Origin of the sequence: Sphingopyxis indica (assembly GCF_032879645.1) — a bacterium.
In the GTDB taxonomy this organism is placed as follows: domain Bacteria; phylum Pseudomonadota; class Alphaproteobacteria; order Sphingomonadales; family Sphingomonadaceae; genus Sphingopyxis; species Sphingopyxis indica.
This window is the reverse complement of sequence record NZ_CP076395.1, coordinates 215,779-229,108: the sequence shown is the minus strand read 5'-3', so window position 1 is coordinate 229,108 and position 13,330 is coordinate 215,779. Positions and strand designations below refer to the sequence as shown.

Genomic DNA, 13,330 nt, shown 5'->3' with positions numbered 1-13,330 from the left:
GCCTCACCCGAACAGGATCAACGACAGGCGGCGGCGCTGCGCCGCAACCCACGGGTCCTCGAGCCCGACCGCCTCGAACAGTTCGAGCAGCTTGGCGCGCGCCGCGCCCTCGTTCCAGTCGCGGTCGGCCTCGACGATGCGGAGCAGATTGTCGGCCGCGGCGTCGCGCCGGCCCGCGCCGATCTGTGCGACCGCAAGGTCGAAGCGCGCCTGCGGGTCGTTCGCGTCGGCCGCGACCGCGGCTTCGAGCGCGGCGAGTTCGCCTTCGCCCGGCGCATCGGCGGCGAGCGCGAGCGCGCTCTTCGCCTGCGCGATTGCCGGGTCGTTCGCGATTTCGGCGGGCACCGCGTCGAGCGCCGCCTGCGCGGCATCGGCCTCGCCCGCAGCGAGCAATGCGCGCACCAGCCCGCCGTGCGCCGCGGCATTGTCGGGCGCCATGTCGAGAATCTGCGTGAAAATGCCCGCGGCGCGTGCGCCGTCGCCCTCGGCGAGCACCGCTTCGCCCATCTCGATCAGCGGCGCGATCTCGACCGCAAGATCCTTCGCCTCGCTCTCGACCGGCAGCTGCGCGAGCAGCTGGTCGAGGATCGCCTTCAACTGGCTTTCGCTGCGCGCGTTGGTCAGGTTCGCGACCGGCTGGCCCTGAAAGATCGCATAGACGGTCGGGATCGACTGGACCTGAAACTGGCTGGCGATGAAGCCGTTCGCGTCGACGTCGACCTTCGCGAGCACGACGCCCTTGTCGGCATAGTCGGCCGCGATCTTTTCGAGCACGGGCGCGAGCTGCTTGCACGGCCCGCACCATTCGGCCCAGAAATCGAGGATCACGAGTTTCGTCATCGACGGTTCGACGACGTCGCGGCGGAAGGCCTCGACGGCTTCCTTTTCCTGCGGGTTCAGCCCCAATGTGGCCACGTCCTGTGCTCCTGTTTCCTGTGTTCGCGTCCGGCACCGGCACGCCGCCCTTCGCCGGGGAGGCGTCCGGGAGCCACCTTCCGCCTCGGCGAAAAAGACTCGGTCCAGCCGCTTATGTGGGATTTGCCACGCCGATGCCAACCCCGCGAGGACAATCGCGCAGAAAAGCGATATTGGGGGCTTGCCGACTCCAAAAGCCGGTGCTAATCGCCCGCCTCACCCGCTGGCACCCACGGTCGCCAGCCGCCAGAGCGGGCGTAGCTCAGGGGTAGAGCACAACCTTGCCAAGGTTGGGGTCGAGGGTTCGAATCCCTTCGCCCGCTCCAGTTTTCCTCTTATAATTCAATAACTTATGGCGGCGCCTCGGCGCCATTTTTTGCTTCCCCGCGCCCTCCATAAAGTCCGGGGAAGCAGGGGGGAAGCACGAGGAGGTGTGCTGCAACGCACCAACGGATATGTTCGGCGAATATGATGCTATCGATTTTGTGTCATCGTTGAGCACAGCCCGACGCTTGATTGCGTGAGCGAGTAGGAACTCCAGCCACACGTTCTCTGGATCTGGCCGTTGCAGCGTCCACTTGGATTGCAGGCGTGATCGCAACCGCGGTGCAGGGCCACCAACCAGAGGTAGCGTGGGCGTGGCTGATCGACCTTTCACGACACAACCCGGCGCCTATGCTCAGCGAAAGCTCGCCGGAGGCGCTTGTTTGGTGCGCCCGGTCTTGCGAGCACATTTAGGAAGACCGCGCGATCCTGCTCGGACAGGATGATCGATTCCTCATAATCGGGGCGTCGGCTATACGTCATCTCAGCAGTCTCAAATTATGCGTCAGTCAGAATTTCCGTCAATCAATGGAATTTTTCAAGCGCGGCTGGCGGCTTGTATGACCAGAAGGTCAGCGTCCGCCGACAGAGCCGACATCCGACCGCTCGAACCGGCCCCTCAAAACCCGCCCTTTATTCATCAGGCTGTCCCGGCATACGTATCTGACTTGTCATAACGCCAATTGGCTCTGCGTGCTCATTCTGCTCATACGGCTAAGAGAGCTGCTCTCGTTTAGCTAAGTAGTCAGGGGGAATGGATAGCCGAGCTCGAAATTTAACGTTCAAACTAGTATCGAGTTGACCATGACTAGGAAGGCCACCCACGACCGCCATGGATCCCACGCCGGTCGCGGTTTTCGCTACCAGGACGCTGTGGCTGTCATGCTAGCTCTCCGGATCTGGGCCAACCTCGATCCGCGCGCAACCATTGTCCCCGAAGGCAATGACGACATCGAACGGCGTTCCGCCGCCGGCAGCGAGCTCGTCCAGGTCAAGAGCCGGCGCGAGGACCTCGGTGAGCTGCCGCTGGCGAGCGCTAGAAACTACATCACTGAGCTCTGGGACCGGCACGATAAGTTCACGCCGCACGCATCTCGGCTCGAGCTGATCCTCGAACAAGGCATCATCGACCACGAAACCTCGGCGGATGGCGGCATAGTGCCGAGCGCGAAGCTGGCCTCTAAGCTGCCCGGCAACGCGCGGGGCAAGGGATTGCTGGCCAAGACCGACGTCCGGCAGGTGTCCTCTCCAAACGCCGACTCGATCGCGATTATCATGGACCGCACCGGCTGCGCGCCGATCGTCGCTGCACTCAGCGTCGCTCAGCTCCTGCACGAGGTCGGGACGCTTGCAGACGACAATGGGCGCCTTAAGCCGGACACCTATCGCGGCCTCTCGACTAGCGATACCGACCGCATCGTCACCCACACGCTGGCGGCTACCGATGTCGAGGCGATCCAGGCGGCACTGCGTAACGGAGCGTGCGAACCGGCGGACTTCCTAACGCCGCTCGACGACTCCGAATTCTACCTTGGTGTCGATGTCCAGCCCGGACATGTCGCTGCCGGGCTGGTCGTTCCCCGATTGCAGCCCCGCGAGGCGCTGGCCCGCGGCCTTGAGAGCCGCGGCGCCGCGCTCGTCGCCGGTCCATCTGGTGCCGGCAAGTCTGCGATCATGTGGGACACCGCCTATTCCCTGCGCCACACGATCAGATGGTATCGTCTGCTTCGCATCGATCAGAACGACCTGCCCGCCCTCCGGCAACTCGTCCGCACCCTTCTGGCGAACCCCGATAGCCCTATCGGCTTCGTAGTCGACGACATCGGGCGGCGGGGCACTGAGGGTTGGGACGCCCTGACGCTCGAGTTCGCGGCGGTGCCGGGCGTCGTTCTCCTTGGCTCGATCCGCGAGGAGGATCTTTTCCTCCTCCAAGGCCGTTCGCGTGCTGCGGAGGTGCGCGCCGAGCCAGACAAGGACCTCGCCCGCCGGATCTTCGAGGAGCTGAAGCACACTGGCAGGACCGAATGGGCCGGTTGGCAGGAGCCATGGAATCGAAGCCGGGGCTTGGTGCTTGAATATGTCCACGTGCTGACCGCCGGGCGGAGGTTCGAAGAGACGCTCGCTGGACAGGTGGATGCTAGGCAGAGCGACCCGGCAAGAGCGCCCGAGCTGTCCATCCTGCGGGTCGTGGCGCTGACCGGCGCGGCGGGTGCCAGCGCCAACGCCGATCGGCTTCCCGCTGTCCTGTCGTTCCCCGAAGAGGATGTCGGCCGCAACCTGCGCCGTCTCGTCGACGAGCATCTCGTCCGCGTGGATTTAGACGGCGGGCTAGCCGGTCTCCACCAGCTGCGATCCGCAGAACTGGTGCGCCTGACGCACGCGGTCCCGCCGCCAACGATCGCGACCACGTTCGCCCGGGCGGTCGGCACAGTTTCGTCGAGCGATCTCGAGCCTCTGACCGCCGATGGCATGCGCAACCGCAGTGTCAGCCAGGATGCCGCCATCGCGGCGCTCAGCGCGAGGATCCAGAGCGACCTGAGCCTCGAGACGCTCACGGCAGCACTTCGTGGCCTCGGGACGGCGTGGATCGCAAACGCCGTCGATGCCTGGCTGGCGACGGAGAACGTGCAAGCCCTCCCACCGACGCAGGTCGGCACCGCTGCGATGTTCGGGTTGGCAGGGACCACGATCCCAGCGTGTTGATTACCGCTGAGAAGTGACCCGGTAGGGGCATAAATTTCCACTGAGAAGTGACCCATGTTGAACTCGCCCCTGGCCTTGAGGAGCAGGGGATCATGGAGTGATGGACATGGCGTTATTGAGCGTAATCCGGCGTTGGCATTATCGCGACCATCTATCGATCCGCGAGATTGTGCGGCGGACGGGATTGTCACGTAATACGATCCGTAAATATCTGCGGTCAGAGACGATCGAGCCGCTGTTCAAGGTGCCCGAGCGGCCGAGCAAGCTGGACCCGTTCGCGGACCGGCTGTCGGCGTGGCTGCAACGGGAGATGGCTCGCTCGCGCAAGCAGAAGCGCACGGTCAAGCAGTTGCACGCCGATCTGGCGAGCCTGGGGTATGACGGTTCCTATGGCCGTGTCGCCGCCTTCGCGCGGGCCTGGCGCGATGAGTATCGCCGTCAGCAGCAGATGAGCGGCCGCGGGACATTCGTGCCGTTGTCATTCGCGCCGGGGGAGGCATTCCAGTTCGACTGGAGCGAGGACTGGGCGATCCTGGGTGGCGTGCGTACCAAGCTTCAGGTGGCGCACTTCAAGCTCAGCCACAGCCGGGCCTTCACCGTGCGGGCCTATCTCCTTCAGACCCACGAGATGCTGTTCGATGCCCATAATCATGCGTTCCGCGTCCTGGGCGGCGTTCCGCGCCGGGGGATTTACGATAATATGCGCACCGCCGTGGACAAGGTCGGGCGCGGCAAGGAAAGGAAGGTCAACACCCGCTTCCTCACCATGGTCAGCCATTACCTGTTCGAAGCCGAGTTCTGTAATCCCGCGGCAGGCTGGGAAAAGGGGCAAGTCGAGAAGAATGTTCAGGATGCGCGTCATCGCCTGTGGCAGCCCACGCCGCAGGCCGAGAGCCTGGACGCCCTCAATCTGTGGCTGGAACAGCGTTGCAAGGCGCTGTGGCAGGATATCCCGCATGGCATCGAACCCGGGTCTGTCGCCGATGCCTGGGCCGATGAGGCGGAATGCCTGATGCCGGTGGGCAGGCCGTTCGATGGCTTCGTCGAATATGGCAAACGGGTCTCGCCGACCTGCCTCGTGCATCTGGAACGCAACCGCTACAGCGTGCCGGCGTCCTTCGCCAATCGGCCCGTCAGCTTGCGCGTTTATCCCGATCGCTTCCTGGTTGTCGCCGAGGGGCAGGTCATATGCGAACATCAGCGCATCATCGATCGATCCCATGATGGCCCCGGGCACACGGTCTATGACTGGCGGCATTATCTGGCGGTCGTCCAGCGCAAGCCTGGAGCCTTGCGCAACGGAGCACCGTTCCTTGAGCTTCCCGAGGACTTCCAGCGGCTGCAACGGCATCTGCTCCGCAATCCGGGAGGTGACAGGGAAATGGTCGAGATCCTGGCTTTGGTCCTGCATCATGACGAAGCGGCTGTCCTGACCGCTGTCGCCATGGCGCTGGATGCGGGCGTTCCGACCAAGACCCATATCCTCAATTTGCTGCACCGGCTGCTTGATGGAAAGCCCCTCGCAACGCCGCCGGTCACGGCGCCACAGGCCCTGAGGCTGGTCAGCGAACCGATGGCCAATGTCGCACGCTATGACGCCCTGCGCCGGGAGAAGCGCCATGCGTCATGACCCCGCCACCGGCGCCATCGTCGTCATGCTGCGCAGCCTGAAAATGCACGGCATGGCGCAAGCGGTCACCGATCTGATGGCTCAGGGCGCGCCGGCGTTCGAAGCGGCTGTTCCGATCCTGTCCCAACTTCTGAAGGCCGAAACGGCCGAACGAGAGGTGCGCTCCGTTGCCTATCAGCTCAAGGCAGCCCGGCTTCCCGCCTATCGGGATCTGGCGGGCTTCGACTTTGCCAGCAGCGAAATCAACGAGGCGCTGGTCCGCCAGCTCCATCGCTGCGAGTTTATCGACGGCGCCGACAATATCGTGCTGGTCGGTGGTCCCGGCACCGGAAAGACCCACGTCGCCACGGCGCTCGGTGTCCAGGCCATCGAGCATCATCGAAAGCGGGTCCGCTTCTTCTCCACGGTCGAACTGGTCAATGCCCTCGAACAGGAAAAGGCCCTGGGAAGAGCCGGGCAGATCGCCAATCGTCTGATCCACTCCGACCTCGTGATCCTCGACGAGCTCGGCTATCTGCCGTTCAGCGCATCAGGCGGCGCGCTGCTCTTCCATCTGCTGAGTAAACTCTACGAGCGCACCAGCGTCGTCATCACCACCAACCTCAGCTTCAGTGAGTGGGCCAGCGTGTTCGGCGATGCCAAGATGACCACCGCGCTCCTCGATCGGCTCACCCACCACTGCCACATATTGGAAACCGGCAACGACAGCTTCCGCTTCAAAAACAGCTCGGCCCAGCAGGCCAAACCCCAAAAGGAGAAACACCATCTTGACCCAGCAATGACATCCGAAACATAAGCTACAGGCGGGTCACTTCTCGGTGAAAATCCCGGGTCACTTCTCAGCGGTAATCAACACACAATAGTTGCGGTGCGACTTGGCGTGGACCGGGAGGCGACCAAGAACGCAATCTTGCGTCAAAATATCGGGCCTTCAGCCGCCAGCTGCAGGCTGAATATCCGGTCACTTCTCGAATGCTGGAGCACGTTGCGCAATCGTATGATAGTCAAGCCGAATGGCACGACACCGACGAAGCAGTGCGCAAACGGCTCCGGCGGCGATAAAATTGCCCGCCCATCTGGCCAACACAAATCGATGTTGCGAGCCTGCGAGCGAACGACCGACAATAGGGCGTATCGCTGCTATCGGACACGGCCGCAACGAAAGGCAGCTATTCGCAAGCTTCGCGCTACAACCTGCCGTTCCGGAGTGTCTGAATTAGCTGTCTGGACCTGTGGTGTATTTCCAATTTTTACCGGCAGATGCTCAACGCAACTTAGCTTCTACCATTGAGCCGGCGTCCTTGCGTAGGATCATCTCTTGCTGCCGCAACCGTGCTACGCTGCGCTTTCCTTCCCTTCCCATGCTTTGGACTGAGGATAGGAATCTTTCGGCGCGACCTCGATGGATTCAAGCGCACCATGGGTGAAGCGAGCAGTATATTCGTGCCAATCGCTGGCAGATTCTCCCGATCCGTAGAAGCAGAACTCGCCATGGAAATCGAGATCACGCCATCGCCTGTTTATGGCCCTGTGCGATCCGATGAAGGGAAGTTTGAGGTCGGGTCGCTCTGCGAGCGGCACGTCTTCCCAATCGCAATCCTCTATCATCAGCCGCCCATCCACGCGGATCAAAAGCGTGCCCAGCACACAATCGAAGTCTTTGGTCTGCATTTCTCCCGTAAAGCCATCCGACAACGGAATTTCGCAGCGGATGGTGTCGAACATTCCCATGGCAGTTTCCTCGGACATTGCCGACATTCGCACAATTGTTGTGCGCTCCGGATCAATAAGCTGAATCGCGGGCGTCTGCACTCACGTCGTCCAGCTGATCGTCGGCAATATCACCTTCTTCGTGTGCATGCAGCCGAACTTCCCGGATGCGTTCTTCAATTGCGCGCGCAAAGGTGTCGAGCATGAACCCCGGGCCTGCCGGCATGGTCGCGACTTCTTCACGTGCGGCCGGTAATTCGCGAAGAAGGCGCTTCGTTACGTCGCCAACACGGCGAACCGTTGCCTTAGCGGCCAGACCACATGCTTCGGCCGTGCGTTGCCAATGGCGCCCATACACGTGCCGCCCACGGCGCTGACCACCAATGGCCTGGGCATGGTTTTGCGTTATGCCGTCCCAGGCCAGCCCGGACATCAGATCGTAAAGCGGCGCCAGGCTCGGGCCTTCTGGCTGCAGAAGAATCGAATAGTTCTTCGCATGGGAATCTACGTTGCCGGTCGCGATATTGAAGATCACCGCGTCTAGCAGCCGGTTGATGTCGCGGGCGGTCATGTGTTCGCGAACCAGCGCAAACATATCGGTAAGGCCGGGTCCGCGGCGGCCTGTCCGGTTGAACTCATATTTGGCAGCCGGCGCCCGGCCCAGCGCCTGACAAAAATCCTCCTGATGGATACGCCGCGTCCCGCTTTCATTGTCCAGGCGGTCATATCGCGTAACGAGCAGGTAACTGCGTTCGCCAGCCTTGCCGGTCGTCACATGGGCAGTGGGCAAGCCGATGCGGTTGGCCAAAACCATGCACAGCGCTTCATTCTGCACGCTATCCACCAGCCGCGGATTGTCCGGCTTTAAGATGTGCGTCGAAGGGGCGCCATTGACAGGAATGGCAAGGCGATTGTCATGCAAGGCGACCGGGAGTTTGTCCTGCGCGCCGGCGAGGCTCATCGACACGCCGTCTTCCCCGACCAGAAATGGGCGTGCGGGGAGATCGCTGATGATACGCTCAAGCGCGGCAGCATCTGGAACCGTGCGGTAGCCCGGTGGCCCGTCGTGATTGGACGGTCCGATGCTCAGCGCGCCGGCAAGATCTCCTCCCGTTTCCATGATAAGGCCGAGCACGTCTTCGGGAGACGCGCCCAGTGCCCGCGTCATGGCGCGCAGCGGCTCGCCTTCGGGCAGCAGGTTCATCAGCCATGGCAGGACAAGATCCTGTTCATAGCGCGCTTCGCCAAGCGGCATGGTGAGCGAGATTGGAAAGCGATCGGCGTCGCCGAGCCAGTCTGGCTGGTAGATAAGCCGGACCTCTCCCGCATCGGCCGCGATTGTCGCGATCTGCCGATCCTCGTAATGGACGGGCAGCTGCACGCTCAGCTCAGCTCCAGATGAAGGCCGACCGCCTTGGCAGCCGCCAGCGCCTTGCCGAGCTGCGCTGTCGCTTTGCCTCCTTCCAGATCGACGATGAAGCGTTCGCCACTATTAATGGCAAGCGCCAACTCGCGCTGGGTGAGCCCCAGCGCCTTGCGCGCCTGCGCCACGGCGGCGCCGAATTCCTGTGCGGTCTGAATCATATCATCTTCCCGAACGGTAAGATTGCACACATAGAAGCACCACGCAAGGTCTTTTCTTCCCGAACGGTAAGATTCTGGTTACTGAGACGAATATCGCAGATCAATCTTCCCGAACGGGAAGATTGCTCTCGGAAATGCACACGCCTCTTGCCTTGCGTAGCTGCAACGCCTTCCAAAAGGCAATTCAACCGCGTCGGAGACCGATGCTTCGGAGCTGCTGGCGCGTCGAAACGGAATCTCGCTACGCTGTCGGTAAGGTAGCAGGTGCTCAACCGAACTTGAAATTCGCATCTCCTGAACATCTCATTCGGTACAGAGCTGGGAGGCGGGATCGGCAGCGATAACGCCCGTCACGCAAGCGCGGCGGCGCGACAAACGGCGAGCAGTTGCGCCTCGATCGCCGCTTTGTTCTCCGGCTTTGCCGGGTCGAGCCCCGTCATCCGCCGCACCATGCCTGGCGCCGTGCCGAAGATTCGAACCTGGCCGAGAATGGCCACCGCCTTTACCCGTATTGCGCTATCGTCCCATCGGCCATGCCCGAGCCCACCGATCAGGGCAGCGAGCCTTTCGCCCACGCGCTCCAGCAAGCGATCGTAGAGAATCTCGAACGCCTCCGTGGGCTCCAGTTGCTCACGCGACACAAAGCGCGCCCAATCCGCGCTGCGCTCATCCAGCATCAGATCGAGGAGCGCCGCCACGAGCCGGTCGATCTCCGCGAGGTGTGCCTCGTCATCGCTCGCGCCCGGCATCGCCGCGCCATCCAGGCTTGGGGCCAGCACCCGCTCCAGATGGTCGGCAATATGCCCGGCCGCGGCAAGATAGATGCCGTCCTTGCCGCCAAAATGATAAGTGATCGCCGACATCGTCGTTCCGGCGGCCGCCGCGATCGCACGCGTACTCGCGCCGCTGCGGCCCATGCGGCCGAACTGGTCGATCGCTGCATCCAGCAGGCGATTGCCGCAAAGCGACAGGGACTCAGGCTTTGCCATAGCCGCAGACTAACCGCCGTCTGCCTCGATCTCAATTGCGCTTATCCGGCGCTGGCGCGGTGTTTCGCCCATTCCGGACGGCTCGTCGCCGCGCGCGCCGCCATGCCCCCATAAAGCGGCGTTGCGTCGGGGACTCCAGCGCCGTGCCGGCGCAACAGCGCCGCCATGGTTTCGCGATCGGCAGCCCGCGCGAACGCAAACCCCTGGCCAAGCTCGCAGCCCATCGCCCAAAGCTGGCTGGCCTCGACCTCGGTCTCGATTCCTTCCGCGACAATAGCAATGCCCAGCCTACTGGCTGTCTCGATCAGTCCCTCGATGATGATCATGCCCGGATCGTCCGGCCAAAGCCGCCCAATCAGCGTCCGGTCGATCTTGATGATGTCGACCGGAACATCGAGCACATGTGTCAGCGACGCATGGCCTTTGCCGAAATCGTCAAGCGCCACCCGCACGCCGGCTGCGCGCAATCGCGCGAGCTCCCTGGCCACCACACGGTCACGCCGACCGGCATAGGCGTCCTCGCTGACTTCAAGAATGAGACGCTCTAGCCCAATGCCCGAGCTGTCGAACGCAGCTTCGAGTTTTTGCAGGATGCTGCCGGTGTAAAAGTCCGCCATCGAGACATTGAGGCCGATATGCCCGATCGGCACGCCGTTATCACGCCACCAGGCGACGTCATTCGCAACGGTCTGCGCCATGTAGCCGGTCAATTCGGTGGCGACATGGGCATCGGTCGTGGCCTCGTGAAACGCCTCGGCTGCGATGATCGCCCCATCCTTGTCACGCATGCGGCACAGCGCTTCGAGGCCGGCAATCTGGCCGGTATCGAGCCGGACCACCGGTTGATAATGCGCCTCGATCCGACCCTCCGCCAGGGCCTGTGTCACGTCGCGGATCGCGTCGCGGCGGTGTGTGATGCGCGATCCGATCCCCGGCCAGTACCGAACGAAGCCGCCTCGGCCCGTCTCCTTGGCATGATATAGCGCAAAGTCCGCCGCCTCGTTCACGGCGAGCGCGGTCGCCTCATCCGGCCCCAGGACGGCCCCGCCAATCGTCGCGCTCGGCACGACCGCGTGACCAGCGCAGCCTACCGGTTCAGCGAGCGCGGCGAATATTCGTTCCGCTGCAGCATCGAGATCGGCCAACATGCTCGGCGCGCGGATGATGACCGCAAATTCGTCACCGCCCAGCCGGAAGGTGGGGTCGGGCACCATTGCCCGCGCGACGCGCTTCGCGGCTGCCCGGATCAGGGCATCGCCGGCAAGATGGCCGAAGGTGTCGTTGACGATCTTGAGATTGTCGAGGTCAATGACGAACATGCCCCACGACCCCGGCTCATCGCAGGGGATGTTGGCGAGCGCGGCACTCCAGGCCGCCCGGTTCGGAAGTCCGGTCAGCGCGTCTATCGTCGCCCGGCGCTCACGATCGATCGCTTGAGCATGGCGGCGCAGCGCCGTGGCACACAGCTCGGCACAGGACTCCGCCAGTTCGCGCTCATCCGCCTGCGGTCCTCTCGGATCGCGGCAATACGCGGCCAGGACAGCGACCACGTCTTGATCCATATCGATCACCGGAAACGACCAGCATGCTTTAAGATCGAGGCCTTCAAGGAGCGCAACGGCGTCCGCGAAGCGCGCATCTCGGCGGATGTCCTCGATCACGACACCTTCGCGCCGGTACGCCGCCGTACCGCACGAGCCGACTTCCGGCCCGATCAACAGCCCATCAAGCGCCGCGCAATAGTCCGCCGGCAAGCCGGGTGCCGCGAGCGGATGCATGAGGCCTGCCCGATCGACGCTCACAATCGAGCAAATCAGGTGCGGCGCGGCCGCCTCGAAACTCTTGCAAATCTGTTGCGCAGTCTCATCAAGCCCTTCGCCATTCGCGATCATCCGAAGAATCTGATTTTGAATGCGGAGCAACGTTCAACCGCCTGGAACCTGAGTATAGCAAGGGATGCGACCAAAATAGTCGCAAGCGGTAAACAAAGACCTTCCCTCCAAGCTGAAAATCACTTTAACCATGTACCTGGAGGGGAAGGGCTTCCCCTGCGGCCGAGCCCGGAGTCTCGGCCGACCCCTTCAAGCGGGGAGATCCCCGCAACGCCCCCTAGAGTGAGAGTGCGGACCGATCTTCCGTGACGGGTTGAAAGCCGAGGGAGAGGCCCTCCGGTGCCCGTCATGGAGTTTTGTCCCATGACTATGCAGGTTCTCGATGCCAACCGCGCCGCCGATGGCGGCTACAAGGTCGATGTCAGCCGCGGCCAGCGGATCGGCCGCGTCTCGTCCGAGTGGTTCTCGCGCCCCGACGACGAACGCTTTCTTTCCCTTTCCGACCTCGCGCGAACCGTGCGCGAGCGGTCCGAGCGCAGCAAGACGCGTGTCGTGGACAGCGCCCTGGTCCAGGTCGAGGCGAACCGCTCCGACTCGGAACGCCTGGCGCTCATCGTGCCGGGCGCTGATGCGCCCATCGCACCGACGCACTGGAGCTTCGGCCAGCTCGCCAGCCTGGTCGGCGCCCCGGCCGCCTATCTCCGCCAGCTTCCAGCCGCGCTCGCCGGTATCAACCTCCAATATGGCCTGACATCGCATCGAGCCGAGCAGGTCAAGACTTTCGAGATCGAAGACGGCCGCGTCGAGCTGCGCGCCGTAACCGGCCCCGACTATGGCCGCATCCACGACTATGAGCTGATCGAAGCCATCCAGCGCATCGCCGGCAATGGCACGGGCGATACGCGCTGGAAGGTCCCTGGTGTGCTCGACTGGTCGACCGGGATCTACAACCCCCATGTCGATGTCGCGAAGGACACGACCACGCTCTATGCCTCCGATCGCGACGTGTTTGTCTTTCTCGTCGACGATCTCAACCCCATCGAGGCCGGGCGTCTGCCAGACGGTTCGCCCGACCTGTTCTTCCGCGGCTTTTATGCCTGGAACAGCGAGGTCGGAGCAAAAACGCTCGGCATCGCGTCCTTCTATCTTCGCGCCGTCTGCCAGAACAGGATGCTGTGGGGGGTCGAGGATTTCGAGGAAATCACCATCCGTCACTCCAAATATGCAGCCTCCCGCTTCGCCCATGAGGCCGCGCCCGCACTGCTGAACTTCGCGGATTCCTCACCCATGCCTTTCGTCAACGGCATCAGGGCCGCGCGCGAGCGGATCGTGGCGACGAACGACGAGGATCGCAGCGATTTCCTGCGTCGGCGGGGCTTTTCCAAGGCCGAAACCGGCAAGATCATCGAGACCGTGCTGGCCGAGGAAGGCCGGCCGCCGGAAAGCGTCTTCGACTTCGTGCAAGGCATCACCGCCGTCGCACGGGACAAACCCTATCAGGACGCCCGCCTCGATATGGAGGCCAAGGCCAAGAGGCTGATGGACCGGGCAGCCTGACTTTCCGCAAAACCGGGGAGACGGCTTTCCGGCTCTCCGGTTTTACACGCTTCCGTCTTCACGCTTCGACGTTCCGCGGCGCGGTC

General features: G+C 63.0%; 11 protein-coding genes and 1 tRNA gene. 5 read left to right on the top strand and 7 right to left on the bottom strand.

Annotated features, from left to right (window positions below; translation table 11 throughout):
* Positions 1-3: 3 nt before the first annotated feature.
* Positions 4-915 (bottom strand): tetratricopeptide repeat protein, encoded by a 912-nt coding sequence (locus KNJ79_RS21595; protein WP_317153984.1) that lies wholly within the window; start codon positions 913-915, stop codon positions 4-6.
* 251 nt (positions 916-1,166) lie between these two features.
* On the opposite strand from KNJ79_RS21595, the gene KNJ79_RS21590 reads away from it, so the two are divergent.
* Positions 1,167-1,241 (top strand) — tRNA-Gly (locus tag KNJ79_RS21590).
* Between the two features lie 328 nt (positions 1,242-1,569).
* Here the strand turns inward: KNJ79_RS21590 and KNJ79_RS21585 are convergent.
* Complete coding sequence (locus tag KNJ79_RS21585; RefSeq protein ID WP_084490764.1) at positions 1,570-1,722, bottom strand: type II toxin -antitoxin system TacA 1-like antitoxin; 153 nt, start codon at positions 1,720-1,722, stop codon at positions 1,570-1,572.
* Positions 1,723-2,043: 321 nt separating this feature from the next.
* Between KNJ79_RS21585 and KNJ79_RS21580 the strand changes: the two genes are divergently transcribed.
* The 3 genes from KNJ79_RS21580 (at position 2,044) to istB (ending at position 6,368) form a co-directional block, all read left to right on the top strand.
* Positions 2,044-3,942, top strand: coding sequence for a dsDNA nuclease domain-containing protein (locus KNJ79_RS21580; RefSeq protein WP_317153983.1), 1,899 nt, complete (start codon positions 2,044-2,046; stop codon positions 3,940-3,942).
* Between the two features lie 106 nt (positions 3,943-4,048).
* The gene (istA, locus tag KNJ79_RS21575) at positions 4,049-5,572 is read left to right on the top strand and encodes an IS21 family transposase (RefSeq protein WP_119035246.1); all 1,524 of its coding nucleotides are present in this window, start codon (positions 4,049-4,051) and stop codon (positions 5,570-5,572) included.
* The gene (gene istB, locus KNJ79_RS21570; RefSeq protein ID WP_119034427.1) at positions 5,562-6,368 is read left to right on the top strand and encodes an IS21-like element helper ATPase IstB; all 807 of its coding nucleotides are present in this window, start codon (positions 5,562-5,564) and stop codon (positions 6,366-6,368) included. Before istA ends, istB begins: the two co-directional genes overlap by 11 nt.
* Before the next feature lie 539 nt (positions 6,369-6,907).
* Here istB and KNJ79_RS21565 read toward each other — a convergent pair.
* From KNJ79_RS21565 to KNJ79_RS21545, 5 genes are all read right to left on the bottom strand, one after another.
* On the bottom strand, positions 6,908-7,384 hold the full coding sequence (locus KNJ79_RS21565) for a hypothetical protein (RefSeq protein WP_317153982.1): 477 nt from the start codon (positions 7,382-7,384) through the stop codon (positions 6,908-6,910).
* Complete coding sequence (locus KNJ79_RS21560; protein WP_021316493.1) at positions 7,356-8,663, bottom strand: type II toxin-antitoxin system HipA family toxin; 1,308 nt, start codon at positions 8,661-8,663, stop codon at positions 7,356-7,358. Before KNJ79_RS21560 ends, KNJ79_RS21565 begins: the two co-directional genes overlap by 29 nt.
* Before the next feature lie 2 nt (positions 8,664-8,665).
* Positions 8,666-8,866 (bottom strand): helix-turn-helix domain-containing protein, encoded by a 201-nt coding sequence (locus KNJ79_RS21555; protein WP_021316494.1) that lies wholly within the window; start codon positions 8,864-8,866, stop codon positions 8,666-8,668.
* Positions 8,867-9,216: 350 nt separating this feature from the next.
* On the bottom strand, positions 9,217-9,855 hold the full coding sequence (locus KNJ79_RS21550) for a CerR family C-terminal domain-containing protein (protein WP_021316495.1): 639 nt from the start codon (positions 9,853-9,855) through the stop codon (positions 9,217-9,219).
* 41 nt (positions 9,856-9,896) lie between these two features.
* Positions 9,897-11,747 (bottom strand): putative bifunctional diguanylate cyclase/phosphodiesterase, encoded by a 1,851-nt coding sequence (locus tag KNJ79_RS21545; protein ID WP_021316496.1) that lies wholly within the window; start codon positions 11,745-11,747, stop codon positions 9,897-9,899.
* 303 nt (positions 11,748-12,050) lie between these two features.
* Here KNJ79_RS21545 and KNJ79_RS21540 point away from each other — a divergent pair, with 303 nt between their 5' ends.
* Positions 12,051-13,244 (top strand): hypothetical protein, encoded by a 1,194-nt coding sequence (locus KNJ79_RS21540; protein WP_031294181.1) that lies wholly within the window; start codon positions 12,051-12,053, stop codon positions 13,242-13,244.
* Positions 13,245-13,330: the final 86 nt, after the last annotated feature.